Source organism: Actinophytocola sp. KF-1, from assembly GCF_054661535.1.
Genome location: NZ_BAAFVK010000010.1, coordinates 375,844 through 401,355, shown reverse-complemented (window position 1 = coordinate 401,355; position 25,512 = coordinate 375,844). Strand labels below are relative to the sequence as shown.

The window sequence follows — 25,512 nt, the reverse complement described above, 5'->3', positions numbered from 1 at the left end:
CAGAGCCCGCCACGCCCGCTCCGCGGGCAGAGCCCGCCACGCCCGCTCCGCGGGCAGAGCCCGCCACGCCCGCTCCGCGGGCAGAGCCCGCCACGCCCGCTCCGCGGGCAGAGCCCGCCACGCCCGCTCCGCGGGCAGAGCCCGCCACGCCCGCTCCGCGGGCAGAGCCCGCCACGCCCGCTCCGCGGGCAGAGCCCGCCACGCCCGCTCCGCGGGCAGAGCCCGCCACGCCCGCTCCGCGGGCAGAGCCCGCCACGCTGGCTGGCGTTGCGGACGTTGCTGGTGTTGCCTGGCGAGCCTGCCCTGCGGGCGGAGCCCACAAGAGCGGCGGAGCCCACAAGAAGCGGCAGCCCCAAGCCGACCCGCGTTGCAGGCAATGCTCGACGAGCCCTTGCCGGGCAGGCGAAGCCCCCGCGCACAAGCCCGACGCGCCGCCCAGCCGCCAACGTCACGACAGCGAACGCGCAGCCAACCTGTCGATCGCCGCCGGTGCGAAGACCGCTTCCGCGGCCAGCCCCGCCATGCCCACCAGCGGTGCCTGCTCCCCGAGCACAGCGGGCCCGACGTCCAACCCCTGCGCGGCGACCTCGTGCGCCTGCTGCGTCAACGTCTCCGCCAGTCCCTCCCGGAATGGGACCAGCGCGCCGATCTCGCCGCCCACCCGGACCACGTGCGGGTTGAGGATCGTCACGACCGTCGCCAGTACCGTGCCCACCAGGCGGCCGGCGTCACCGGCCAGGGCGACCGCGTGCGGGTCGCCCGACTCGACCCGGCGGATCACGTCCGGCAGCGCCCGCACGCCCTCCCCGCGCAGCTGCCGGATCAGCGCCTTCCCGCTGGCCAGCGCGGCCACGCACCCCCGCCGCCCGCAGGTGCACCGTTCGTCGTGGTCCTCGATGCGGATGTGGCCGATCTCGCCGGCACATCCGGTGGCGCCGCGGTGGGGCCTGCCGCCGATGACCACGCCCGCGCCGATGCCCGTGCCGACCGCGACGCCCAGCACCGTCGACTGCCGCCGCCCGGCTGCCAGGTACTCGCCGTACGCGAGTGCGTTGGCGTCGTTCTCCAGCAGCACCTCGACCCCGAGGCCGTCGGCCAGGCCGTCCCGCAGTGGCACGTCCCGCCACGCGGTCATGGTCGGCGGCGTGATCGAGATGCCGGTCTCCTGGTCGATCTGGCCCGGCACCGCGAGGCCGACCGCGGCGAGGTCACCGGCCCGGCCCGTGTCCGTCAGCTGCTTGCGCGCGGTGTCCACCAGCCACGGCACGACGTCGCCGGGGGTGTGGCCGAGCGGCAACCGCTCCGTGTGGTCCACCAGCACCGTCCCGGCGAGGTCCGCGACGCCGACCGACAGGTGGCTCGCCCCCAGCCACGCGACCACCGCTACGCGGCTGGTGCGGTCCGCCTCGAGCAGTGCCGCGCGCCTGCCGCCGCTGGACGCGTCGTGCCCCGCGGTGCGGACCATGCGCAGCCTGGTGAGCGTGTCCAGCCGCTCGACCAACGTGGCGCGGGAGAGCCCCAGCAGCGCCTGCAGCTGCTGGCGGGTGAGCGGGCCCGATTCGCGTAACACCGCGACAACATTCCCCGCTGATGCCGCTCCGCTGCTCGTGATTGCCCGGTTGACGTCGGCCATGGCTCCAGCCTAGGTTTGAGGAGCGTCACTTCTGTCTAAAGTTTAGACATAAGTTTTTTTCGGAGGTCAGGTGAGACCCAACCTGGGGTCCGTGCAGTTGGCCGCCAGCGCGGCCTGGACCCTGTCCGGCAACGACATCGGCACGATGATCACGGCGGCGCCCCGCCTCTACCCGCACATGTGGAGCTGGGACACCGCGTTCATCTCGATCGGGCTCGCCCACCTCAACGTGGCGCGCGCGGCCCGCGAGCTGGAGACGCTGCTGAACGCGCAGTGGCGCAACGGCATGATCCCCCACATCGTCTTCTCCGAGGGCACCGGCTACTTCCCCGGCCCGGAGCGCTGGGGCGCGGCGGAGCTGAACGCCGACGCCCCCGACTCCCCGCGCACGTCCGGCATCTGCCAGCCGCCGGTGCACGCGATCGCGTTGCGGCGCGTCGTGGACATCGCCCGCTCGCAGGGGGAGCGGGAGGTGGCGTTCAAGCTGCTGAAGACGGCGTGGCCGAAGCTGTACCGCTGGCACGAGTGGCTGGTGCGCCACCGCGACCCGCTCGGCACCGGCGTGCTCGCGATCGTGCACGGCTGGGAGTCCGGCATGGACAACTCGCCGCGCTGGGACGTCCCGTACGCCGAGGTGGTCCCCGGTCCGGACCTGCCGCCGTACGTGCGGCTGGACCGCGGCCTCGTCGCCGCCGACGCGGAACGGCCGAGCGACGCCGAGTACGACCGGTACCTGTGGCTGATCGAGGAGATGCGCAAGGTCCGCTACGACGCCGACGCGGTGGTGCGCACGTCGAGCTTCCTCGTCGGCGACGTGTTCGTGACCGCGTTGTTCGCGCTGGCCAGCGAGGTGCTCGCGACGCTCGGCGAGGAGAGCGGGCAGCCGCCGTGGCGGATCCGGCAGCTCCGCGGCTGGGCCCGCCGGTCCCGCGCGGCGGTCGCCGCGTCCTACGACGAGCTGACCGGGCTGGCCCGCGACCGCGACCTGCGCGGCGACCGGTGGTTGTCGTCCAGCACGATCGCCGGGTTCGCGCCGCTGCTGTGCGGTGGCCTGCCCGACCAGGTCGAGAAGGCGATGCTGGCGACGCTGACCGGCCCGGACTGGGCGGGGCACCCGTCGTTGTTCGCGCGGATCCCGCCGTCGGTGTCGCCCAACGACGTCGGGTTCCGGCCGCGCGAGTACTGGCGCGGCCCGGTGTGGCCGGTGATCGCGTGGCTGTTCGGGTGGGCGTTCGAGCAGCGCGGCTGGCAGGGCGAGGCCGACCACCTGCGGTCGGAGTGCCTGCGGCTCGCCGCGGACGGCTCCTTCGCCGAGTACTACCACCCGCTCACCGGCGAACCGCTCGGGTCGCGGCAGCAGTCGTGGACGGCCACGGTCGTGCTGGACTGGTTGCACACGTCGTGAACGCGGTCGCGGATCCGGGCCGGGCCGCGTGGACCAACCCGCCTGGCTCGATTAGCTCCGCGACAGGGCAGCGGTCAGCAGCGCCTGCGCCGACTCGCGCATGAGGGTCACGGCCTCCTCCCGGGACACCCCCGCGACGTCGACCAGCCACACCCACGACTCGATGCCGCAGCCCGCGCGGATCGCGATCGCCAGCCGGTGCCGGTCGACGTGCGGGTGCGTCCCGGCCAGGGGTGCCAGCGCGTCCTCGAACCACCCGATGGCCCTGCCCCGCCGCAGCGCCGGGCGGGTCTCCTGCTCCAGCGACAACCGCAGCGCGGCCCGCAGTTGCGGCTCCCACCTGCGGAGGATCGTCGTCTGCTCGGTGACGACCAGGTCGAGCCGGGCGGCGACGTCGTCGGGGGCGTCCTCGTCGAGCAGGCTCGTCCGGTCGATCACCGGCATCGCCGCGAGGAGCAGCCGCTCCTGGTTCGGGAAGTAGCGGTAGGCCGTCGTCCGCGAGACGCCCGCGGCGTCGGCCGCCTGCTCCACGGTCGGGGTCGCACCTGCCTCGACCAGCTCGCGTGCCGCCTCGACGAGCGCGTCCCGGGTCCGCTGCTTCTGCCGAACCCGCCCGGTCGATTCATATGGCACTGCCATACCATGATGGTACCGTAGTCCCATGAACGACCCAGTCGTCACCGATCCGGAGCTGTACCGGGTCGTGTTCGAGAACGACCGCGTGCGGGTGCTCGAGTACCGCGACATGCCGGGCGACGCGACGCACCTCCACGCCCACCCGGACAGCGTGATGGTGACGCTGTCCTCGTTCCAGCGCGTCATCACGGCCGGTGGCCGGGAGGTGCCGGTCGACCTGCCCGCCGGGCAGGTCCGCTGGCTGGACGCGCAGGAACACCAGGGCCGCAACGTGGGTGAGACCCCGACCCGTTCCGTGTTCGTCGAGCTGAAGGAGCCCCGGCCCGGCGGTCCGCGCCCGGCCGCCGCGCTGGGCCCGTCCTAGCGCCGCCTCGCCACCCTGGCCGCCGCCGCGCCCGCCGCCATCACGATGATCAGCATCGTCAGGCCCCAGCGGCGTTTCTCCTCCGTCGCCTCCTGCATCGACGGGACGGCGGCCACGTCCGGCTTGTCCACGATGTGCAGCGGCCGCCGGGACGACGTGGTCGTGGGTGGCGGCGCGGTCGTGGGACGGGTGGTCACCGGCGGTGGGACCACCGCCACCGTCGTGGTCGTCGGGAGCAGGGTGGGGACCGTGGTCGGGCTCGGCGGTTCGGCGGCAGGCGGCTGGGCGGCCGGTGGTCGCGGGGCGGGCGGTGCCGTGGTCGTCGGTGGCGGTGCCGGTGGCGGTGCCGGTGGTCGCGTCGTGGTCGGCGGGGGTGGTGGCGCGGTCGTCGTGGTCGGCGGCGGGGCGGGCGGCGGGTGGTGCGGTGGTTCCTGCGGGAACAGGCAGACCGTCACGGTCACCAGGAGCGTCACGTGCACGCCGATGAGGCAGTCGGTCATCTCAGCCGGTCCAGGGCCGACTCGAACGCGGCCGGGCTCACCTGCGCGCCACCGCCGTACGGGTTCTGCAGCTGCTGCGTCGCGAACAACAGGAGCGCCATCGTGCCCGCCAGTATCGACACGATGAGGATGTGCGTCGCCGGTTTGGGGCCACCGAAGAGGATCGGCAGCGCGACCGCCATGGCGGCGCCGACCAGCAACGCGAACCACACCACCGAGTTCACCCCGCCGCTCGTGGCGGTGTTGAGCCGTTCCTGCCGCTGCTGGTAGACGGTCCACAGCTGGTCGTTGGCCTCGTTCTTGCGGTCCACCGCCCACTCGTCGATGGCCGGGGCGGTCGCCACCGCCGCGCGCAGCCGTTCCAGCGCCGTCCATCCCGCGCCGTCGACCGCGGTGCCCTCACTCATGCGCGGCCATTCCCGTTCGATCACCTCCTCCGCGTACGCCCGCGCCTGCGTCGCCACCCCGGCGCCGTCCGGCAGTTCCTGCGCCGCCCACACGGCGGCCACCAGGCTGTCGGCCTCCTCGTACGAGCCGTCCTCCGCCGCGGTCACGCCGTCGAACAGCGAGATCAGCACGAACGCCAGCAGCACCGCCTGCAGGCCGCCGACCAGGGTGAACACCTGGCCCGCCGCCTCGTTGTTGTCGACGACGCCCTGCGTCTCACCGATCCGCCGGACCAGGTAGGCGAGCGTGCCCGCCACCAGCCCGACCCCCAGGACCCATAACAGCCCCACCACGTAAATGCTCACGTCCAGTCCCGTTTCATCGCCTCGTCGAGCAGGGCTTCGACGATCTGGCTCTCCGGGACCGTCCGGACCACCTCGCCTCGTACGAAGATCTGCCCCTTGCCGTTCCCCGACGACACCCCGAGGTCCGCCTCCCGCGCCTCGCCCGGCCCGTTCACGACGCACCCCATCACCGCCACCCGCAGCGGTGTCTCGAAACCGTCGAACGCGGCGGTCACCTGCTCCGCCAGCCGGTACACGTCGACCTGCGCCCGCCCGCACGACGGGCACGAGACGATCTCCAGCCGCCGCGGGCGCAGCGCCAGGGACTCCAGGATGGACAGTCCGACCTTGACCTCCTCCACCGGCGGCGCGGACAGCGACACCCGGATCGTGTCGCCGATGCCCTCGGCGAGCAGCACCCCGAACGCGACCGCCGACTTGACCGTGCCCTGGAACCGCGGGCCCGCCTCGGTGACGCCCAGGTGCAGCGGGTAGTCGCAGCGCGCGGCCAGCTGCCGGTACGCGGCGATCACCACCACCGGGTCGTGGTGCTTCACCGACAGCTTCAGGTCGGTGAACCCGTGCTCCTCGAACAGCGAGCACTCCCACAGCGCCGACTCGACGAGCGCCTCCGGCGTCGCCTTGCCGTACTTGGCGAGCAGCCGCGCGTCGAGCGAGCCCGCGTTGACGCCGATGCGGATCGGGACGCCGGCGTCGGCCGCCGCGCGGGCGATCTCGGCCACCCGGTCGTCGAACTTCTTGATGTTGCCGGGGTTCACGCGCACCGCCGCGCAGCCGGCGTCGATCGCGGCGAACACGTACCTGGGCTGGAAGTGGATGTCGGCGACGACCGGGATCGGGGACTTCTTCGCGATGTCGGCGAGCGCGTCCGCGTCGTCGGCCGACGGCACCGCGACCCGCACGATCTGGCAGCCCGCCGCGGTCAGCTCGGCGATCTGCCGCAGCGTCGCCTCGACGTCGGCCGTCACGGTGGTCGTCATCGACTGCACCGTCACCGGCGCGCCCCCGCCGACCGGCACGTCGCCGACCATCACCTGCCGGGACCGCCGCCGTCGCGGACCCGCCACCGGGACGCCGAGGTCCACCGCGGTCATCACACCACCGCCTTCATCCTGGTGAGTCGCTTGAGGACGGTGCAGGCGATGCCGTTCCCGTCGAGGCCGTGCGCGCGCAGGATCTCCTCACGTGACGCGTGCGGCAGGAACCCGTTCGGCAGCGCGAACGTCGCCACGCACGTGCGTTCCCCCGCCGCGGCGAGCGCCTGCCCGAGCCGGGCGCCGAGCGCGCCGACGGCCGTGGTGTCCTCGACCGCGAGCACCAGCGGGAACCCGGCGGCGAGCCGCAGCAGCCCGGGGTGCAGCGGCATCGTCCACTGTGGATCGACAACCATCGCGGGCACGTCGTGGCGCGCCAGCTCGTCGGCGGCGGCGAGGCACGCACCCGCGAGCGGCCCGACCGCGACCAGCAGCACGGGCGCCTCGGGCGCCTCCAGCAGCACGTCGTAGCCGTCGGCCCGGCGCACCGCGGGGATGTCCGGGCCCGCCGTCGCCTTCGGGTACCGCAGCACGGTCGGCGCGTCCGGGATGGACACCGCGGCCAGCAGCAGCTCCCGCAGCGTCGCCGGGTCGCGCGGCGCGGCGAGGTGCAGGCCCGGCACCACCGGCAGCACCGACGCGTCCCACATGCCGTGGTGGCTCGCGCCGTCCGGGCCGGTCACGCCCGCGCGGTCGAGCACGAACGTCACGCCGAGCCGGTGCAGCGCCACGTCCATCAGCACCTGGTCGAACGCGCGGGACAGGAACGTGGCGTAGACGGCGACGACCGGGTGCAGCCCGCCCATCGCGAGCCCCGCGGCCGACGTGACCGCGTGCTGCTCGGCGATGCCCACGTCGAACACCCGCGCCGGGAACCGCGCGGCGAACTCGCCGAGCCCGGCGGGCAGCGCCATCGCCGCGGTCAGGCACACCACGTCCGGCCGGTCCGCGCCGATGGCGGCGATGCTGTCGGCGAACACCGACGTCCAGGACCGCCCACCCGCCGAGGCCGCGGGGCTCACCGCGTGCATGCGGTCGGCCTCGTCCTCCTCGGCGGGTGGGTATCCCTTCCCCTTCTCGGTGACGCAGTGCACCACCACCGGCCGCCCCAGCGCGGCCGCGTCCCGGAGGGCGGTCTCCACCGCGACGACGTCGTGCCCGTCGACCGGGCCGGTGTACGCGAAACCCAGCGCGGTGAACAGGTTCGCGCCGCTCGTGCCCGCGCGCAGCGCCGCGAGGTGCTCGGCGAGGCCGCCGACGGTCGGCGCGTAGGAGCGGCCGTTGTCGTTGAGCACCACGACGACCGGCCGCGCGGGCGCCGCGCCGAGGTTGTTGAGCGCCTCCCAAGCCATGCCGCCGGTCAGCGCGCCGTCGCCGACGACCGCGACCACGCGCCGGTCGCGGGCGCCGGTGATGGCGAACGACTTCGCCAGTCCGTCCGCATAGGACAGCGCGGTGGACGCGTGCGAGTTCTCGATCACGTCGTGCGGTGACTCGGTGCGCGACGGGTAGCCGGACGTGCCGCCCGCCTGGCGCAGGTCGTCGAAGCCGCGGCCGGTCAGCAGCTTGTGCACGTACGCCTGGTGCCCGGTGTCGAACAGCAGCACGTCGTCGGGGGAGCGGAACACGCGGTGCAGCGCGATCGTCAGCTCGACCGCGCCGAGGTTCGGGCCGAGGTGCCCGCCCGCGGCGCTGACCTTGTCGATCAGCACCGCCCGCAGCTCGGCGGCGAGCTCCCGCAGCGCGGGCACGGACATCCGGCGTAGCTCGGCGAGGTCGGTCATGACGGCCGCACCGAGGACGGGAGCGTGAACCGGATGTCCTCCGTCGCGGTCCGGTGTTCCAGCACCCGGACCGGCCCGAGCGCGGCGACCACCTCGTCGACCAGCTCCGGCGGCGCCGACGCGCCGGCCGTGAGGCCGACCGTGCGCACGCCGTCGAGCCACTCCGGTCTGATGTCGCCCGCGTCGTCGATGAGGTGCGCCGTGGTGCCCGCGCGCCGCGCGAGTTCCACGAGGCGCACCGAGTTCGACGAGTTCGTCGAGCCGATCACCAGCACCAGGTCCGACTGCTCGGCGACGGTGGCGAGCGCGTGCTGGCGGTTCGTGGTGGCGTAGCAGATGTCGGCGGACGCGGGGCCCTTCAGGAACGGGAAGCGGGAGCGCAGCACCCCGACGATCGCGGTGGTCTCGTCGACCGACAGCGTGGTCTGCGTCAGGTAGGAGACGTGTTCCGGGTCGGGCACGGTGACCGCCCACGCCTGCTCGACGTCCTCGACGAGGATCGTGTGCCCAGGCGCCTCGCCGAGCGTGCCCTCCACCTCCTCGTGACCCGCGTGCCCGATGAGCAGGACGGTGTCGCCGCGGCCCGCGAACCGCCGCGCCTCCGCGTGGACCTTGGTGACGAGCGGGCAGGTGGCGTCGATGACGCGCAGGTGCCGCCGCCCCGCCTCCGCGCGCACGGCCGGCGAGACGCCGTGCGCGGAGAACACGACGGTCGCGCCGGGCGGCACCTGCGCGAGCTCGTCGACGAACACCGCGCCTCGCTGCTCGAGGTCCGCCACCACGTGCGCGTTGTGCACGATCTGCTTGCGCACGTAGACGGGCCGCCCACGCTGCGCGAGCGCGTGCTCGACGATCTCGATGGCCCGCTCGACACCCGCGCAGAACGACCGCGGCGCGGCGAGCAGAACCGTATGGGGAGCCGGGCCGGCCATGGACTCTCCTTGCGTAGACGACCGAACAACACCAAACCGCGCGAGTCTCCCGCCCAGAACCCGCGAGTCTCCCGTTCGGAACCCGCGAGTCTCCCGTTCGGAACCCGCGAGTCTCCCGTTCGGAACCCGCGAGTCTCCCGTTCGGAACCCGCGAGTCTCCCGTTCGGAACCCGCGAGTCTCCCGTTCGGGACCGGTGAGTCGGCGGTTGGCGGCCTACCCGAACCGCCGACTCAGGGGTCCGGAAAGGGGGACTCGCGGGTCCTGGGAGGGAGACTCGCGGGTCTTGGAAGGGAGACTCGCGGGGTGGGGGGTCCGGGGTCAGTGGGTTCTGGTGGTCAGTTGGTGGGCCAGGGCGGTCAGTTCTGTTGATGCCGCCGTGTTCGGTAGGTGGTCCAGGTGGGTCAGTGCGGTGGCCATCAGGTGGTCGGCCTGGCTCTGGCTCCACGCCCGGCCGCCCGCCTGTGCCACCAGGTCCGCCGCCTGGCGCAGCTCGTGGTCCGCCGGTGGTTCCGGGCGTCCGTACAGCGCGGCCAGTTCGTCGCCCGCCGCCGTGCCGGACGTCAGCGCGTACACCACGGGCAGCGACTTCTTGCGGTTGCGCAGGTCCGAGAACACCGGCTTGCCCGTCGTCCGCTCGTCGCCCCAGATGCCCAGCAGGTCGTCGACGTGCTGGAACGCGAGCCCGAGGTGCTCGCCGAACGCGCGCAGGTGCCCCACCCGCGCCACCGAACCGCCGCCGAACGACGCGCCGATCGCGCACGCGCACCCCATCAGCGCGGCCGTCTTGCCCGTCGCCATCGCCTGGCACTCCGCGATGTCCACAGTGGACCGCTGTTCGAAGTCCATGTCCGCGCACTGGCCGTCCACCAGCTCCTGCACGGCCGCGCTCAGCATCCGCATGCCCGGTCCCGACGCCGGATGACCGCTCGCCGCCAGCACGTCCAGCGCCAGCGTCAGCAGCGCGTCACCCGCGAGGATCGCCGCGCCGACGCCGAACAGGCTCCACGCGGTCGGCCGGTGCCGCCTCGTCAGGTCGCCGTCCATCACGTCGTCGTGCAGCAGCGAGAAGTTGTGCACCAGCTCGACCGCCACCCCCGCGGGCACCGCCTCCCTCGGCGACCCGCCGACCAGCGCGGCGCTCAGCAGCGTGAGCGTCGGGCGCAGCGCCTTGCCACCCGACGACGACGTCCGCGCGCCGTGCTCGTCCCACCAGCCGAGGTGGTAGCCGGCGATGCGGCGCATGGACGTCGGCAGCGTGTCCACCGCCGCCCGCAACGCGGGGTCGACCAGCTCCCGGCTCCACGCAAGCGTTTGCCGAGCGGTCTCGGCGGTGTCGATCCGTTCCGGCGCCACCATGTCAGCGCCCCAGCTCGACGTTCTCCAGTACCCCGAGCGCGTCGGGCACCAGCACCGTCGCCGAGAAGTACACGCTGACCAGGTACGACAGGATGGCCTTCTCGTCGATGCCCATGAACCGCACGTTCATGCTCGGCTGCACCTCGTCGTCGATGTTCACCGTGTGCAGGCCGATCACGCCCTGGTCCTCGACGCCCGTGCGCATCACGATGATCGACGACACCTCGCCCTCGGTGATCGGGATCTTGTCGCACGGCAGGATCGGCACCCCGCGCCACGTCTGCACGGTCGACCCCTCGAACACCACGTTCTGGGGGTAGATCCCGCGTTTGGTGCACTCGCGCCGGAACGCGGCGATCGCCCTCGGGTGCGCCAGGAAGAACTTCGACTTGCGCCTGCGTGACAGCAGCTCGTCGAGGTCGTCCGGGGTCGGCGGGCCGGAGCGGGTGAAGATCCGCTGCGACAGGTCCGCGTTGTGCAGCAGCCCGTACGACGGGTTGTTGACCAGCTCGTGCTCCTGCCGCTCCCGCAACGCCTCGATGGTCAGGCGCAGCTGTTCCTGCGTCTGGTCCATCGGGTCGTTGTAGAGGTCCGCGACCCTGGTGTGGACGTGCAACAGCGTCTGCGCGACGTCCAGGTCGTACTCCCTCGGCGTCAGCTCGTAGTCCGCGAACGTGCCGGGCAGCTCGACCTCGCCCGCGTGACCCGACGACAGCTCGATCGCCGCCTCACCGGCCCGGTTCTGCGCCTTCGCGGGCTGGGAGAGCACTGTCCGGATGTGTTCCCGCAGCGCGTCGGACTGGCCGTTCATCTGCTGGAACGACCGCCCGGGCAGCACCAGGACCGTGCACGGGGTGGTGGTCTTGACGCTGAACGCCCACCGGTCCGGTGCACCGGTGAGGATCTCGCTGCCGAAGTGGTCGCCGTCCGCGAGCACCTTCGTGACCTGGTCGTCGTCGAACTGGCCGGGGGTCAGCTTGGTGGCTTTGCCGTGCGCCAGCAGGAAAAGCTCCTCGCGGGGCTGTCCGGCCTGGACGATCAGCTCACCCGGTCCGTACTCCCGCTGCTCGAACCGGCCCGCCAGCGCGCCGAGCGCCGCGTCGTCGGTGAAGTCCCGCAGCAGCGGCAGCTCCCGCAGCTCGGCCGGCACGACCCGGATGGTGCTGCCTTCGCTGACGAACGTCAGGCGGCCGTCGCCGATCGCGTACGAGAGCCGCCGGTTCACCCGGTACGTGCCGCCCGCGACGTCGACCCACGGCAGCATCTTCAGCAGCCACCGGGTGGTGATGCCGCGCATCTGCGGCTTGGACTTCGTCGTGGTGGTGAGGTTGCGCGCGGCCTCTGTCGACAGGGTGCGCCGCACGGTGGCCTGGAGCTCCACAGTGGTCGTCACGGCTCAGCCTTCCCTGCCCAGCTCGACGTTCTCGAGGATGCCGAGAGCGTCCGGCACCAGCACCGCGCACGAGTAGTACGCGCTGACCAGGTAGGACATGATCGCCTGCTCGTTGATGTTCATGAACCGCACGGAGAGGCTCGGCTGGTACTCGTCGGGGATGCCGGTCTGGTGCAGGCCGATGACGCCCTGCTGCTCCTCGCCGGTGCGCATGAGGATCACCGAGCTGGTCCGGTGCTCGGAGACGCCGATCTTGTTGCACGGGAAGATCGGCACGCCCCGCCACGCGGGCACGCGGTGGCCGTTGACGTCGATCGCGTCCGGGTAGATGCCGCGTTTGCTGCACTCCCGTCCGAACGCGGCGATCGTGCGCGGGTGCGCGAGGAAGAAGCCGGGGTTCTTCCACACGGTCGCGAGCAGCTCGTCGAAGTCGTCCGGCGTCGGCGGGCCGGAGCGGGTGTGGATGCGCTGCGACAGGTCCGCGTTGTGCAGCAACCCGAAGTCGGTGTTGTTGATCATCTCGTGTTCCTGGCGCTCGCGCAGCGCCTCGATGGTCAGCCGCAACTGCTGCTCGACCTGGTCCATCGGCTCGTTGTAGAGGTCGGACACGCGCGTGTGGACCCGCAGCACCGTCTGCGCGACCGAGAGCTCGTACTCCCGGGGGGAGAGTTCGTAGTCCACGTACGTGCCGGGCAGCTCGGCCTCCTGGGCGTGCCCGGACGCCAGCTCGATCGCGGCCTCGCCGTGCGGGTTCTGCGCCGCGGCCTTGCCCGACTGGAACGCGGCGACCTGCGCGCGCAACGTCTCCGAGCGGTCGAGCAGCTCGTCGAAGGCGCGCTGCGGCAGCATCAGCACCGTGCACGCGGTCTGCGCCTTGACCGTGTACTCCCACATGCTCTGCGGGTCGACCAGCGTCTCGTCGCCGAAGTGGTCGCCGTTCGCGAGCGTGTCCAGCACCGTCTCGTCGCCGTAGCGGCCGGGGCCGACCTTCGTCACCTTGCCGTGCGCGATCAGGAATGCCTCGTTCGACTCGTGCCCGAATTCGACGATGGTGTCGCCCGCCGAGAATTCCCGCTGCTCGAACCCGCCGGCGAGCGCGGCGAGCACCTCGGTGTCGTCGTAACCGCGGAACAAGGGCAGTTCCCCCAGCTCCGCCGGAATTACCCGGATCGCCCCGCCGTCGTCGGTGAACGTCACCCGGCCGTCGCCCACCGCGTAGGACAGGCGGCGGTTGACCCGGTACGTACCGCCGGAAACCTGCACCCACGGCAGCATTTTCAGCAGCCACCGCGACGAGACGCCCTGCATCTGCGGGACGGACTTCTTCGTCGTGGCCAGGTTCCGAGCCGCGGCGGTCGCCAGGCTCTGCTGCGGCCGCGCACCGTCCGCGCCGACCCCGGGCGCCACCGGTTCCGTCACCGTCACAACGCACACCACCAATCAAAGGAATTGTTTTTGGACAAGGTGAAATACCGGGGATCCGGAAATACGTGAATCTTTGTCGACGATCCGAAGCTAGCACCGGGGCAATACGAGCACAGTCGCCCAAGCGAGTGAGCCCGACGGGAACGGGTAATTGTCGTTTTCTCACTCTGTTCAGCGGTAACGCCCCGGGGGTATGTTCGCTGAGTAATCTGGTGCTGGGCCGAACGGGCGGTCGCTCGAACAAACGTGTCAGACCCGGCCTCGTGGCGCACTCAGGTGAGAGTCCGGCGACCACCGCAATGGACTAGTCCGGTCGGCGGCACGTCTACCGTGGGTTTGCTTCGGACAGTGCGAACGGCACGGCCGACGGAACATACCGTCAGCCGTGCCGCTTCTTTTGGGTGAACGTCAGCCGAGGAAGGCGAGTTGCTCGTCCGTGAGCTTGATGTCCAGCGCGGCGAGCGAGTTGTCCAGTTGGGCCGGTGTGCGCGGCCCGGTCAGCGTGATGGGGGTCGGGTCGGTCTGGTGCAGCAGCCACGTCAGCACGAGCTGGTTCGGGGTGATGCCGAGGTCGCCGGCCAGTGTGGTCACCCGCGCGATGCGCGCGTCGGCGTCGGGGCCCGCGTAGTCGGGGAGCGCGGCCGCCGCGGCCGGGTCGTCGTAGGCGCCCTTGAGGATGGGGGAGTACGCGACCAGCGAGACGCGCGGGTTCGCGCGCAGGTGGTCCAGCTGCTCGTCATCCACGATGGACAGGAAGTTGGCGCCGGGGGCGGGGCGCAGGTACGAGTGCTGCTGTTGCAACGCGACCGGCGCGGGCCAGCCGTGGCGGTCGCACAGTCCCAGGATGCGCTCCAGCCGCCACGTCCGGACGTTCGACCAGCCGATGTGGCGGACCTTCCCCTCGGCGACGAACCCGGCGAGGGTCTCGAGGGTCTCCTCCAGCGGGGTGGCGAGGTCGTCGACGTGCACGTAGTAGAGGTCGACGTGGTCGGTGCCGAGCCTGCGCAGGCTCCCCTCGAGCGCGGCGCGCAGGGTGGCGGCACCGGCGCCCGCGTATACGGGTCGTCCCGGCTTGTCGCGGTAACGGTCCGGGTCGGACACCCACGCGCTGCCCTTCGTGGACAGGAAAACGCGGTCCCGGTTGCCCCGGGCGGCGAGCCACCGGCCGAGCACGGTCTCGCTCTCCCCGCCGGTGTTGCCCGGCGCCGGCCACCACGCGTAGCAGTCCGCCGTGTCCACAAAGGACCCACCGGCGTCCAGGTAGCGGTCGAGCATGCCGAACGAGGTCTGTTCGTCGGTCCGGGTGCCCATCAGCATCGCGCCGAGCGAGAGCTTGCTGACCTGCTCGCCGGTGCGGCCAAGTTCTGTCGTCTGCACGGAATCGACACTAGGTTCAGTTGGTCGCATACGTCCAATGCAAATGCTGGACGTTTCTGATACGTGTATCGCATGGAACTACGTCAGGCCCGGGCGTTCGTGGCGATCGTCGACGAGGGCCACGTCGGCCGGGCGGCGGAACGGTTGCACGTCACGCAGCCGACGCTGTCCCGGCAGGTGGCGGCGCTGGAGCGGGCGGTGGGGGTGCCGCTGTTCGACCGGAGCGGGCGGTCGCTGGCGCTGACGCCGGCGGGCGAGGTGTTCGCGGCGGGGGCGAGGGACCTGGTTCGCCGCGCGGACGAGGTGGTGGCGTCGGCGCGGCGGGCGCACCGGGGTGAGCTGGGGGTGCTGCGGGTCGGGTTCGTGCAGTCGGCGACGTTCGAGGCGCTGCCCGGTCTGCTGGGCCCGTTCCGCGCGGCGTGGCCGTCGGTCCGCATCGAGGTGACGGCGATGACGACGCTGCGGCAGCTGGCGGCGCTGGCCGACGACGCGCTCGATGTGGGTCTGCTGCGGCCGCCGGTGCCCGCGCCGGACCTCGAGTTGCGGACGGTGTCGCATGATCCACTGCTGGTCGCCCTGCCCGCCGGCCACCGGTTGGCGGCGCGCGATCGGGTGTCACTGGCGGATCTGGCGGCGGAGTCGTTCGTGCTGTACGGGCGCGAGTCCGGACCCGCTGTGCATGACCGGATCGTCGGCTTCTGCCGGGACGCGGGGTTCACGCCGCGAATCGTGCAGGAGGCCGTCGACGTGCAGACGATCGTCGCGCTGGTGGCGGCCGGGGTCGGGGTGTCGCTGCTGATCGCGCCGACGCCGCGGATGGACGAGTCGGCGGTGGTGTACCGGGGGTTGGTGGAGGAATTGCCCGCGTGGGAGATGGCGCTGGCTTGGGCCCGCGGCAACCGGTCGCCCGTGTTGGCTCGGTTGCTGGAGACGGTCGGGTAGGCGGCCTCCGGCCCCGGTTCCACGTTACGGCAGGGCACTGACAATCCCGCGTGCTCGGGAGTCGTTTGTCCACAGGTGGGGTGGTTGTCCACAGCCAAGATCGACATCCGTCCCCCTGTCGGTGGACACCGGTAGACTGGACAGCGGGGTGCCCCCGGGAGTGGTGGGGGCTGCCCGTACGTACTGGGGCTGCGGTTTTCTTTCGGTTTTCGCAGGTCAGCGGTTTGCGTCCCGGGCTTGGTGGTTGGCCTTGCGCGGGGTTTTCCCTCCGGGGGGTCCTCGCCGGACGGGCTGGTCTCCGGGATGGCAGCGGGTCGGGCACGGGGCTGGGTTGGCAAGGACTGGTGTCCGTGGGTGCCTGCCATCCCGTCGACCTCCCACGGGCTATCACACCGCGTCAAGGGGGCCCGGCGGCTTTGGGCACGTGGTGCTTTGGGCTTCGGGCCCCCTTGACACGGTGTGATCGGGCTTCGCCAGGTCGACGGGATGGCAGGCAGTCCTTTGTGTGGTGTGGCGGGCTCGCGCCCGGGAGGCATGCGGGTGGTGGTGCGGGATCGGGCGCGGCGGGGTCAGTCCTCTTCCTTCGGGTACACCGCGATCGCCAGGTTGAAGGTGTCGCCTTCCGGGCCGCCGTACTTGGTGAACAGCGACTGCATCGTCGACCGCAACTCGTCGAAGAAGGCTTTGCGGTTTTCCGGGGGGAGGGCGATGTGGCCCGAGACGCCGAGGGTGGGTAGTTCCGGGCGGGTCCGGTCGATCGTCGCCAGGTCTTGTTGTACCTCTTCCACCAGTTCGATCAGGTAGCCGAGGCTCAGCTCGTCCCGGGCGCGGCTGCCGCCGATCGTGCCGATGAGCTTCGGGGACAGCCAGTACGACCGTGCGGTCGCCTGGTAGATGCCCTCGATGATGCCGCGCACCCTGCGCTCCGACACCTGCGTCACCAGGCCCGCGTCCACGAGCCGCTTCACGTGGTAGTACACACGTTGCGGGGTCTGGTCCAGCTTCGCGCCCACCTCGGTGCACGAGCTCGGCTCGGCCAGGTGGCGCAGGACCTCGACGCGCTGGGGCTTGAGCAGTGCCTCCGCCTGCTCGAAGGCCTCCACGTACAACAAGTCTTTCATAGTGCCTACGAGTGTTTACATAAAAGAAGTGTTTGTCAATAGGTGCGAATCTATGCTTGCCCTCGATGAGTCACGTACCGAGCCGGGTCCTGGTCACCGGGGCGGCCGGCCGGCTCGGCAGCGCGGTGCTGCGCGTTCTCGCGGCACAGGGTGCTTCCGTCGTCGGCCTCGACCGCGCTGATCCGGGCACCGTTGAAACGTTCTTCACCGGCAGTGCCGGCGACGTCGAGCTGGTCGGCAAGGCCATGGCCGGCGTCGACGCCGTCATCCACCTCGCGGCCCTCCCCTCGCCCGAGCACGGGACGCCGGAAGAGGTCTTCGTCGGCAACTCCGCCGCCACCTTCGTGGTGCTCGACCAGGCCGCGCGGGCCGGGGTGACGAGGGCGGTGATCGCCAGCAGCCTGTCGATCACCGGGCTGCCGTTCGCGCCGCGGCCCGCCGCGCCGGACTACGTGCCGATCGACGAGGCCATGCCGTTGCAGGCCGCCGACCCGTACGCACTGTCCAAACAGGCCGACGAGGCCACCGCCGCCATGGTCGCCCGGCGGGACGGGATGGCCGTCGTCGCGTTGCGGTTCCCGAAGCTCGGGACGCCGGAGTTCCTCGCCCCGTACGCGCGGGAGTACCGGGAGGACCCCGGCGCCGGTGCGCACGAGCTGTGGAGCTACCTCGACATGCGCGACGCCGCCACCGCCTGCTGGCTCGGGCTCACCGCCGACGTCACCGGCGCCCACCCGCTCTACCTGGCCGCGCCCGAGACGCTCTCGCCGTACCCGACCGAGGACCTCCTCGCGCGCTACCTGCCGGACGTGCCGCGCCGGCGTGCCTTCCCCGGCCGCGCGGTCCCGATCGACACGTCCGCGGCCGCCGAGCTGCTCGGGTTCACCCCGGCGCACCTGTTCGACATCACGCCCGCCGAGTTGGGAGCACCGTGACCTACTACGACGACGTCGTGCCGCACCGGGGAATCCGCTCTCCCCGCGCGTACCTGCACACCGACGCGCCGCGGCTCGCGCTCGACGGTGAGTGGCGGTTCCGCCTCTCGCCGGTCGCGGACGTCCCGGCGGACTTCGCGGCCCCGGACTTCGACGACAGCGACTGGCGAGCGCTCGCCGTCCCGTGCCACTGGCCGCTGCGCGGGTACGGGAACCCCTGGTACACCAACGTGGTCTACCCGTTCCCGGTCGACCCGCCGCACCCGCCCGAGGAGAACCCGACCGGTGACCACCGCGTCGCGTTCGACCTGCCCGACGGCTGGGCCGGGCGGCCGGTCGTGCTGCGGTTCGAGGGTGTCGAGTCGTGCGCGAAGGTGTGGCTGAACGGCGAGGAGCTGGGCTTCTTCACCGGGTCGCGGCTGCCCGCCGAGTTCGACGTCACGCCGCGGCCGGGCCGCAACGTGCTGGCCGTGCGCGTGCACCAGTGGTCGGCCGCGAGCTACCTCGAGGACCAGGACCAGTGGTGGCTGCCGGGCATCTTCCGCTCGGTGACCATCGAGGAGCGCGGCGACCTGGACGACGTGTTCGTGCACGCGTCCTATGCGGACGGTCAGGGCACGTTGCGGGTCGACGCGTCCGTGCCCGCCACGGTGTCGGTGCCCGAGCTGGGCGTCGAGATCCCGGCGGGCGAGGAGGTCACGGTCCCGGTCGAGCCGTGGAGCGCCGAACGGCCGAGGCTCTACGACGCGACCGTGTCGACGGGCGACGAGACAGTGCGGCTGCGCGTCGGGTTCCGCACGGTGTCCATCGTGGACGGTGTGCTGCTCGTCAACGGCGCGCCGCTGGCGCTGCGTGGCGTGAACCGGCACGAGTTCCACCCCGACCACGGGCGGGCGGTGCCGTACGAGACCATGCGCGAGGACGTGCTGCTCATGAAGCGGCACAACATCAACGCCGTGCGCACCAGCCACTACCCGCCGCACCCCGCGTTCCTCGACCTGTGCGACGAGCTGGGCCTGTGGGTCGTCGACGAGTGCGACCTGGAGACACACGGGTTCCTCTTCACCGGGTGGGAGAAGAACCCGTCGGACGTGCCGGAGTGGCGGGACGCCTACCTGGACCGCATGCGCCGCACGGTCGAACGGGACAAGAACCACCCGAGCATCGTGTTGTGGTCGCTCGGCAACGAGAGCCACACCGGCGCGAACCTCGCCGCCATGGCCGACTGGGTGCGGGAGCGCGACCCGTCCCGGCCCGTGCACTACGAGGGCGACGCCGACTGCGCCTACGTGGACGTGTACAGCCGCATGTACGCCACCCACGCCGAGGTCGACAAGATCGGGCAGGAGCCCGGCATCCCGTTCCTGCAGTGCGAGTACGCGCACGCGATGGGCAACGGTCCCGGCGGGCTCGCCGAGTACGTGGCGTTGTTCGACAAGTACCCGCGCGTGGCAGGCGGTTTCGTGTGGGAGTGGATCGACCACGGCCTGCGCCACCCCGTGCACGAGTACGCCTACGGCGGCGACTACGGCGAACCGCTGCACGACGGCAACTTCGTGATCGACGGCCTCCTGTTCCCGGACCGCACGCCGTCGCCGGGCCTGCTGGACGTGAAGAAGGTCTACGAGCCGGTCCGCATCGCGTTCGCGGACGGCCGGGTCACGGTCGAGGAGCTGCGCCCGACGCCGCCGCTGCGGTTCGAGTGGACCGCCGGTGACCGGTCGGGTGAGCTGGACCTGTCGACGGGTTCGGCGCCGCTGCCCGAGCTGCCCGCGTTCGCCGAGGAGACGTGGCTGACCGTCCGCGCCGTGCTGGCGGCCGACGAACCGTGGGCGGACGCCGGGCACGAGATCGCCTGGGCGCAGCACCAGCTGTCCGCGCCGCCCCGGGCCGTGACCCCGGGCGCCGATCGTCCACAGCGGACGGACGACGGCTTCCGCTTCGGGCCGGGGGAGTTCGACCGCACCGGGCGCCTGCGTGCCGTCGGCGGGCTGCCGGTCGGCGCGCCGCACCTCGCGCTGTGGCGGGCCCCGACCGACAACGACCGCGGCGAGCACGCGCGGACCGACGAGACGTGGCGGGCCATCGGCCTGCACCGCCTCACCCACCGGCTCGACGGCGTCGAGGCGGGCGACACCCTGGTGGTGCGGGAACGCACCGCGCCCGCGGCCCTGGCGAGGGGCGCGCACGTCACGTACGAGTGGTCGTCGGCGGCCGACGGCCTGGCGCTGACCGTGTCGGTCGAGCCGGCCGGCGCCTGGCCGGAACCCATCGGCAAACTCGGCATCACGCTGCCGTTGCCCGCCGCGATCGAGAACGTGACGTGGTTCGGCCGCGGCCCCGGCGAGGCGTACGCCGACACCGGCCACGCGACGATGTTCGGCCGCTGGGACTCCACAGTGGACGACCTGCAGACGCCGTACGTCCGCCCACAGGAGAACGGCAGGCGCGCGGACGTCCGCTGGGTCGAACTGACCGGCGCGGACGGCGCCGGGCTGCGCGTCGCGGGGGACTTCGCGTTCACCGCGCGCCGCTGGACCGACGCCGAGCTGGCCGCCGCGACGCACCGCAACGAACTCACCGCCGGTGACGCTGTGTGGTTGACGATCGACATCGGACAGCAGGGCATCGGCACCGCTTCGTGTGGTCCGGGCACGTTGTCCGAGTACGAGCTGACGCTGCGGAAGGCGACGTTCACGGTCGTGTTCACACCGTTGTCGTGACCGTGGTGATCTGCGAGGATGACCGGCTATGGCATCAAGACTCAATCCGTACATCACGTTCGACGGCAACGCCAGGCAGGCGATGGAGTTCTACGAGCAGGTGTTCGGCGGCACGCTCACGCTGAACACGTACGGTGACATCGACCATTCCGGAGAGGCACCGAATCCGGACTCGATCATGCACGGCATGCTCGAGACGAAGAGCGGCTACACGATCATGGGGGCCGACAACGCGCCGGGCATGGAGTACCAGCCGGGCAACAACATGACGGTGAGCCTGAGCGGCGACGACGCGGACGAACTGCGCGGCTACTGGGACCGGCTCGCCGAGGGCGGCACGGTCACCGTGCCGCTGGAGAAGCAGATGTGGGGCGACGAGTTCGGCATGTGCGTCGACCGCTTCGGCACCGCCTGGATGGTCAACATCTCCGGGGCGTGAGCCTCAGGGCGACTCGAGTCCGCCGTCCGGACGGCGGACCCGGGCCGCCCAGCGCTCGTGCAGGCCTGTCTCCGGCGGGTACCGCGCGGCCAGCTCCTCGTCGAGGTCCACGCCCCACCCCGGCGCGTCCGACGGGTACAGGTAGCCGTCGACCGCGACCGGCGTGCCGGGGAAGACCTCGTGGACCGCCTCCTCGTAGACGTGTCCTTCCTGGATGCCGAACGCCGACGTGGTCACGTCCAGCGCGACGTTCGCGGCCATGCCGACCGGTGAGACGTCACCGGGACCGTGCCACGCCGTCCGCACCCCGCTGAACTCGCACAACGCCACCAGCTTCCGGCACGCGGACACCCCGCCGACCGTGGACACGTGGACCCGCAACAGGTCCACGGCGTGCGACTGCACGAACCGGGCGGCGTCCGTCACCGACGACAGCTGCTCGCCGACCGCGATCGGCACCGGCGACTGCTCGCGGACCGACGGCAGCCGGTCGTAGTGCTCCGGGGCGACCACGTCCTCCAGGAAGAACAACCGGTACGGCTCCAGCGCCCGCGCCAGCACCACCGCCTGCTTCGGCGTGAGCCGGGAATGCACGTCGTGCAGCAGCTCCACCTCGTCGCCGAGCACCGCGCGAGCCTGTTCGAACAGCCTCGGCGTCGCCACGAGGTACCGGTTGACGTCCCATCCGTCCGGATAGGGCGCTTTCGGGTAGGCGCCGGGTGTTCCCGGCGCCCCGTACGTGCCGAGACCGGGCCCGCCGACCTGCAGCCGCACGTGCCGGACACCGGTCGCCAGCAGCCGCTGCGCGTCCTCGAGCGTCTCCTCGACGGTGGCGCCCGACGCGTGCAGGTACGTGTCGGCGGCGGCGCGGACGCGGCCGCCGAGCAACTCGTACACCGGCATCCCGGCCCGCTTGCCCGCGATGTCCCACAGCGCCTGGTCCACCCCGGACAGCGCGTTGTTCAGCACCGGCCCGTTGCGCCAGTACGACGACAGGTGCACGAGCCGGCCGATGTCCTCGATGTCCGCGGGGTGGCGGCCGGTCAGCAGCGGCGCGACGTGCCGGTCCACGGTGGCCGCGACCGCGTGGAAGCGTTGCGTGAAGGTGGCGCAGCCGAGTCCGTACAGGCCCGGCTCCGAGGTGTCCACACGCACCACGACCAGCGGGATGCCTTCCGGTGCGGTCACGATCGCGCGCACCGACGTGATCGACAGCCGGTCCCGCCCCGGCCACGGCGCCTGCGTCTCCTGCATCACGGTCCCAGCCTAGGACCGGGACCGGCGGGGGGACGTCGCCATTGCCGGGACGACATCCCCCCGCCGGGGTCATCGCGGAACGGTCAGCCGACCGTCCACTTCTGGTTCGCGCCGCCGGTGCAGGTCCAGATCTGCAGGCGCGTGCCGTTCGCGGAGCTGTTGCCCGTCGCGTCGAGGCACTTGTTGGCCGCGATGTTGACGATGTCGTTCGCGCCGGAGATGGCCCAGCGTTGCGCGCCGGTGCCGTTGCAGTCCCACAGCTGGATCTTCGCGCCGTCCGCTGTGGACCCCGACGTGACGTCCAGGCACTTGCCCAGCGCGCGGATGGAGCCGTCCGAGTTCACCGACCAGCGCTGCGCGGCCGTGCCGTTGCAGTCGTAGAGCTGCACCGGGGTGCCGTTCGCGGTGTTCGCGCCCGCCACGTCGACGCACTTGCCGCCGATGCCGCGGATCGGGACCCCGCTGCCGCCCCCGCCGCCCGGCACGTCGTTGGTGACGCGCACGTAGTCGATGGTCAGCGTGTTCGGGAACGGCGTGCTCGCGTTCGGGTCACCCGGCCAGTAGCCGCCGACCGCCAGGTTCAGGATCAGGAAGAACGGCTTGTTGAACACCCACTGGCGGCCGCCGAGGTCGGCGGGCGTGCGGGTCTGGTAGGTGTTCCCGTCGACCTTCCAGACGATCCGGTCCGGCGACCACTCCACGCGGAAGGTGTGGAAGCCGTCGGCGAACGGGCTGCCGATCGAGTAGCCGGCGCCGATGCCGCCGGAGCCGGAGTAGCCGGGGCCGTGGAGGGTGCCGTGCACGGTGTTGGGCTCGAACCCGACGTTCTCCATGATGTCGATCTCGCCGCTCTGCGGCCAGCCGACGCTGCCGATGTCGGTGCCCAGCATCCAGAACGCCGGCCACATGCCCTGGCCGCGCGACATCTTGATGCGGGCCTCGAACGTGCCGTACGTCTGGGAGAACTTGCCCGCCGTGTTGAGCCGGGCCGAGGTGTACTCGCACCGCCCGTACCAGCACTGGTAGTTGCCGGGGTTCTCCCGCCTCGCCGTGATGACCAGGTTGCCCTGGCCGTCGTGCGCGGCGTTGCTGGTGCTGTTGGTGTACCACTGCCGCTCGTGGTTGTTGACGTTGTCACCGGTCTCCAAGGTCCACTTGGAGCCGTCCACCGGCGTGCCGGCCGGTGCGTTGAACTCGTCGGCGAACGTCGTCGCGGCAATGCCGACGTCTGCCACCGGGATCACGTGCTGATCGGTCGTCGCCGGGCTCCCCACGGCTGCCAACGTGGAGAGGCCGAGCGCGGCCGCGGTCGCCAGGACCGTGCCGAAACGGGGTCGTCGAGAGGGTCGCGTGGACATCTTTGTCACCGCCGACGGTCGTATGTGTTTGTTGTCCCAGACAACAAAGCGTGCCATGGTCCAGACCACCCCGACAAGAGGCGAAACGAATTTTCTGAAACCGGTTCCGCCCAGCTCAGCCCCAGCGCCCACCCGCGAGTCCCCCGCCCGGCACCCGCGAGTCGCGCTCTCACGCACATCGAATTACCGGTTTCGTGCAGACGCCGAGGGATGGCCATGTGCACGAAACCGACAACTCGGTATGCGCGAGAGCGCGACTCGCGGGGGTGTCAGCGGACCTGGCCCATGCGGATGGTCTGGAGGTTGGTCTCGTCGGCGTGTGCGCCGCAGGACGAGCAGACCATCTCGGGGTGGAACTCGGCGCCGCACTCGTGGCGCCACGCCGTCGGGGGCTCGCCGTCGGTGGCGTAGTTGTTGCCCCACTCCATCAGCGCCATCAGCACCGGGCGCAGGGCGCGGCCGGACTCGGTGAGGACGTACTCGTGGCGCGGCGGGCGGTCGGTGTACTGCACGCGCCGCAGGACGCCCGCGGCCACGAGAGTCTTCAGACGTGCGGCGAGGATGTCGCGGCTCGCGCCGGTGTTGCGGGCGAACTGGTCGAAGCGGCGCACGCCGAGCGTGGCTTCGCGGAGCACGAGCAGGCTCCAGCGTTCGCCGACGATGGCCAGCGCGTTGGCGATGGAGCAGTCACGACCTGTCACGGGCGTCACGATACTCCGTCTGGAAATCCAACTCACTTGGTGAGAGAGTTGGGTAATCCAACCGAGGAGGTCAGTCATGCGAGACGCGGTCATCGTCGATGCGGTCCGGACGCCGATCGGCAAGGGGAAGCCGGGCGGCGCACTCCACGGAAAGCACCCGGTCGAGCTGCTCGCGCACACGCTCCGTGCGCTGGTCGACCGCACCGGCGTCGACCCCGCCACGATCGATGACGTCATCGGCGGTGCCGTCGACCAGGTCGGCGAGCAGGCCATGAACACCACGCGCTGGGCGGCGTTGTCGGCCGGCCTGCCCGAGTCGGTGCCCGCGACCACGGTCGACCGGCAGTGCGGCAGCAGCCAGCAGGCCGCGCACTTCGCCGCGCAGGGTGTCATCGCGGGTGCCTACGACGTGGTCATCGCGTGCGGGGTGGAGTCGATGAGCCGCGTGCCGATGTGGTCGAACGTCCCCGCCGGCGCCGACCCGTTCGGACCCGGGGTCGCCGAGCGCTACCCGGACGGCCTCGTGCCGCAGGGCATCAGCGCGGAGCTGATCGCCGCGAAGTGGGGCATCAGCCGCGCCGCCATGGACGAGTTCTCGGCCGCCTCCCACCAGAAGGCGGCAGCCGCCCACGCCGACGGCCGCTTCGAACGGGCGATCGTCCCGGTGGACGGCGTGACCATGGACGAGTCGGTCCGCCCGGCCACGACGGTCGAGGTCCTGGCGGGGTTGACGCCGGCGTTCGAGGACCCGGGCATGGCCGCCCGCTTCCCGCAGATCAACTGGTCGGTGACCGCGGGCAACTCGAGCCCCATCAACGACGGAGCCTCCGCCGTGATGATCACGTCCAGCGAGACGGCGGCCCGCCTGGGCCTGACCCCGAAGGCCCGCCTGCACAGCTTCGCCGTGACGGGTGCCGATCCCGTGCTCATGCTGACGGCGATCATCCCGGCGACCGAGCGCGTGCTCCGCCGGGCGGGGCTCACGCTGGCGGACATCGACCTGTTCGAGGTCAACGAGGCGTTCGCGAGCGTGGTGCTCGCGTGGCAGCAGGAGACCGGTGCCGACCTGGGGAAGGTCAACGTGAACGGCGGCGCGATCGCGCTGGGGCATCCGCTGGGCGCGAGCGGCACTCGTCTGATGGGCACGCTGGTCGACGCCATGGTCGATCGCGGTGCCCGCTACGGCCTGCAGACGATGTGCGAGGCAGGCGGCCAGGCGAACGCGACGATCCTGGAACGCCTCTGACGCCGAGGGTTCGCGCCGGCGGGGCGGCCTCCGGCCCCCGGACACCACACTACCGGCGACCACCGACACCGAACGCCCGGCGACGTGGGTCGCTGTGGACAACCGGCCCACCTGTGGACAACCGCTGTTGTGTGGCAAGGGATTGTCGGTGCTGTGCCGTAGTGTGGTGTCCGGGGGCCGGAGGCCGCGGGCCTTGCG

Annotated in this window: 22 protein-coding genes; 7 read left to right on the top strand and 15 right to left on the bottom strand. The window is 71.7% G+C overall.

Translation table 11 applies throughout. The annotated features are described in order from the left end of the window. Window positions 1-448: 448 nt before the first annotated feature. Entirely contained in the window at window positions 449-1,570 is a 1,122-nt protein-coding gene (locus ACYQ77_RS29990; RefSeq protein WP_459717028.1) for an ROK family protein, read from the bottom strand. 154 nt (window positions 1,571-1,724) lie between these two features. Here ACYQ77_RS29990 and ggh point away from each other — a divergent pair, with 154 nt between their 5' ends. Then, entirely contained in the window at window positions 1,725-3,038 is a 1,314-nt protein-coding gene (gene ggh, locus ACYQ77_RS29985) for a glucosylglycerate hydrolase (RefSeq protein ID WP_459717026.1), read from the top strand. 51 nt (window positions 3,039-3,089) lie between these two features. Here the strand turns inward: ggh and ACYQ77_RS29980 are convergent, their stop codons facing one another. Then, window positions 3,090-3,677 carry a TetR/AcrR family transcriptional regulator gene (locus ACYQ77_RS29980; protein WP_459717024.1) on the bottom strand — a complete coding sequence of 196 codons (588 nt, stop codon included), beginning with the start codon at window positions 3,675-3,677 and terminating at the stop codon, window positions 3,090-3,092. Between the two features lie 22 nt (window positions 3,678-3,699). Between ACYQ77_RS29980 and ACYQ77_RS29975 the strand changes: the two genes are divergently transcribed. Then, window positions 3,700-4,038, top strand: coding sequence for a cupin domain-containing protein (locus ACYQ77_RS29975; protein WP_459717023.1), 339 nt, complete (start codon window positions 3,700-3,702; stop codon window positions 4,036-4,038). Here ACYQ77_RS29975 and ACYQ77_RS29970 read toward each other — a convergent pair. From ACYQ77_RS29970 to ACYQ77_RS29930, 9 genes are all read right to left on the bottom strand, one after another. Next, window positions 4,035-4,538 (bottom strand): hypothetical protein, encoded by a 504-nt coding sequence (locus tag ACYQ77_RS29970; RefSeq protein WP_459717021.1) that lies wholly within the window; start codon window positions 4,536-4,538, stop codon window positions 4,035-4,037. The two genes, ACYQ77_RS29975 and ACYQ77_RS29970, sit on opposite strands and share 4 nt — an antisense overlap. Next, entirely contained in the window at window positions 4,535-5,290 is a 756-nt protein-coding gene (locus tag ACYQ77_RS29965; RefSeq protein ID WP_459717020.1) for a bestrophin-like domain, read from the bottom strand. The genes ACYQ77_RS29970 and ACYQ77_RS29965 overlap by 4 nt, the downstream gene beginning before the upstream one ends. Beyond that, a complete protein-coding gene (gene ispG, locus ACYQ77_RS29960; RefSeq protein WP_459717018.1) occupies window positions 5,287-6,384 on the bottom strand; it encodes a flavodoxin-dependent (E)-4-hydroxy-3-methylbut-2-enyl-diphosphate synthase in 1,098 nt (365 codons plus the stop codon). The genes ACYQ77_RS29965 and ispG overlap by 4 nt, the downstream gene beginning before the upstream one ends. Further along, window positions 6,384-8,108, bottom strand: a complete 1,725-nt coding sequence (locus ACYQ77_RS29955) for a 1-deoxy-D-xylulose-5-phosphate synthase (RefSeq protein WP_459717016.1) — start codon at window positions 8,106-8,108, stop codon at window positions 6,384-6,386. Before ACYQ77_RS29955 ends, ispG begins: the two co-directional genes overlap by 1 nt. Then, window positions 8,105-9,040, bottom strand: a complete 936-nt coding sequence (ispH, locus tag ACYQ77_RS29950; RefSeq protein ID WP_459717014.1) for a 4-hydroxy-3-methylbut-2-enyl diphosphate reductase — start codon at window positions 9,038-9,040, stop codon at window positions 8,105-8,107. The genes ACYQ77_RS29955 and ispH overlap by 4 nt, the downstream gene beginning before the upstream one ends. 319 nt (window positions 9,041-9,359) lie before the next feature. Further along, entirely contained in the window at window positions 9,360-10,397 is a 1,038-nt protein-coding gene (locus ACYQ77_RS29945) for a family 2 encapsulin nanocompartment cargo protein polyprenyl transferase (protein ID WP_459717013.1), read from the bottom strand. Window position 10,398: 1 nt separating this feature from the next. Continuing rightward, window positions 10,399-11,790: a family 2B encapsulin nanocompartment shell protein gene (locus ACYQ77_RS29940; protein ID WP_459717011.1), complete on the bottom strand. Its 1,392-nt coding sequence runs from the start codon at window positions 11,788-11,790 to the stop codon at window positions 10,399-10,401. A gap of 3 nt (window positions 11,791-11,793) precedes the next feature. Continuing rightward, complete coding sequence (locus tag ACYQ77_RS29935; protein WP_459717009.1) at window positions 11,794-13,215, bottom strand: family 2B encapsulin nanocompartment shell protein; 1,422 nt, start codon at window positions 13,213-13,215, stop codon at window positions 11,794-11,796. A gap of 408 nt (window positions 13,216-13,623) precedes the next feature. Continuing rightward, entirely contained in the window at window positions 13,624-14,592 is a 969-nt protein-coding gene (locus ACYQ77_RS29930; protein ID WP_459717008.1) for an aldo/keto reductase, read from the bottom strand. A gap of 72 nt (window positions 14,593-14,664) precedes the next feature. Between ACYQ77_RS29930 and ACYQ77_RS29925 the strand changes: the two genes are divergently transcribed. Further along, on the top strand, window positions 14,665-15,534 hold the full coding sequence (locus ACYQ77_RS29925) for a LysR family transcriptional regulator (protein ID WP_459717006.1): 870 nt from the start codon (window positions 14,665-14,667) through the stop codon (window positions 15,532-15,534). 569 nt (window positions 15,535-16,103) lie between these two features. Here the strand turns inward: ACYQ77_RS29925 and ACYQ77_RS29920 are convergent. After that, window positions 16,104-16,655, bottom strand: coding sequence for a helix-turn-helix domain-containing protein (locus tag ACYQ77_RS29920; protein ID WP_459717004.1), 552 nt, complete (start codon window positions 16,653-16,655; stop codon window positions 16,104-16,106). 65 nt (window positions 16,656-16,720) lie between these two features. Between ACYQ77_RS29920 and ACYQ77_RS29915 the strand changes: the two genes are divergently transcribed. Genes ACYQ77_RS29915 through ACYQ77_RS29905 form a run of 3 tightly spaced genes read left to right on the top strand, consistent with a single transcriptional unit; the run spans window position 16,721 to window position 20,752 of the window. Then, window positions 16,721-17,590 carry an NAD-dependent epimerase/dehydratase family protein gene (locus ACYQ77_RS29915; protein WP_459717003.1) on the top strand — a complete coding sequence of 290 codons (870 nt, stop codon included), beginning with the start codon at window positions 16,721-16,723 and terminating at the stop codon, window positions 17,588-17,590. Then, entirely contained in the window at window positions 17,587-20,313 is a 2,727-nt protein-coding gene (locus ACYQ77_RS29910; protein ID WP_459717001.1) for a glycoside hydrolase family 2 TIM barrel-domain containing protein, read from the top strand. The genes ACYQ77_RS29915 and ACYQ77_RS29910 overlap by 4 nt, the downstream gene beginning before the upstream one ends. 28 nt (window positions 20,314-20,341) lie before the next feature. Beyond that, on the top strand, window positions 20,342-20,752 hold the full coding sequence (locus tag ACYQ77_RS29905; protein ID WP_459716999.1) for a VOC family protein: 411 nt from the start codon (window positions 20,342-20,344) through the stop codon (window positions 20,750-20,752). Between the two features lie 3 nt (window positions 20,753-20,755). On the opposite strand, the gene ACYQ77_RS29900 is transcribed toward ACYQ77_RS29905, so the two are convergent. The 3 genes from ACYQ77_RS29900 to ACYQ77_RS29890 form a co-directional block, all read right to left on the bottom strand. Beyond that, on the bottom strand, window positions 20,756-22,006 hold the full coding sequence (locus ACYQ77_RS29900; RefSeq protein ID WP_459717044.1) for an enolase C-terminal domain-like protein: 1,251 nt from the start codon (window positions 22,004-22,006) through the stop codon (window positions 20,756-20,758). Between the two features lie 86 nt (window positions 22,007-22,092). After that, window positions 22,093-23,367, bottom strand: a complete 1,275-nt coding sequence (locus tag ACYQ77_RS29895) for a lectin (protein ID WP_459716998.1) — start codon at window positions 23,365-23,367, stop codon at window positions 22,093-22,095. Between the two features lie 269 nt (window positions 23,368-23,636). Next, window positions 23,637-24,068 carry a winged helix-turn-helix transcriptional regulator gene (locus tag ACYQ77_RS29890; RefSeq protein ID WP_459716996.1) on the bottom strand — a complete coding sequence of 144 codons (432 nt, stop codon included), beginning with the start codon at window positions 24,066-24,068 and terminating at the stop codon, window positions 23,637-23,639. 76 nt (window positions 24,069-24,144) lie between these two features. Between ACYQ77_RS29890 and ACYQ77_RS29885 the strand changes: the two genes are divergently transcribed. Then, window positions 24,145-25,314: a thiolase family protein gene (locus tag ACYQ77_RS29885; RefSeq protein WP_459716995.1), complete on the top strand. Its 1,170-nt coding sequence runs from the start codon at window positions 24,145-24,147 to the stop codon at window positions 25,312-25,314. Window positions 25,315-25,512 lie beyond the last annotated feature (198 nt).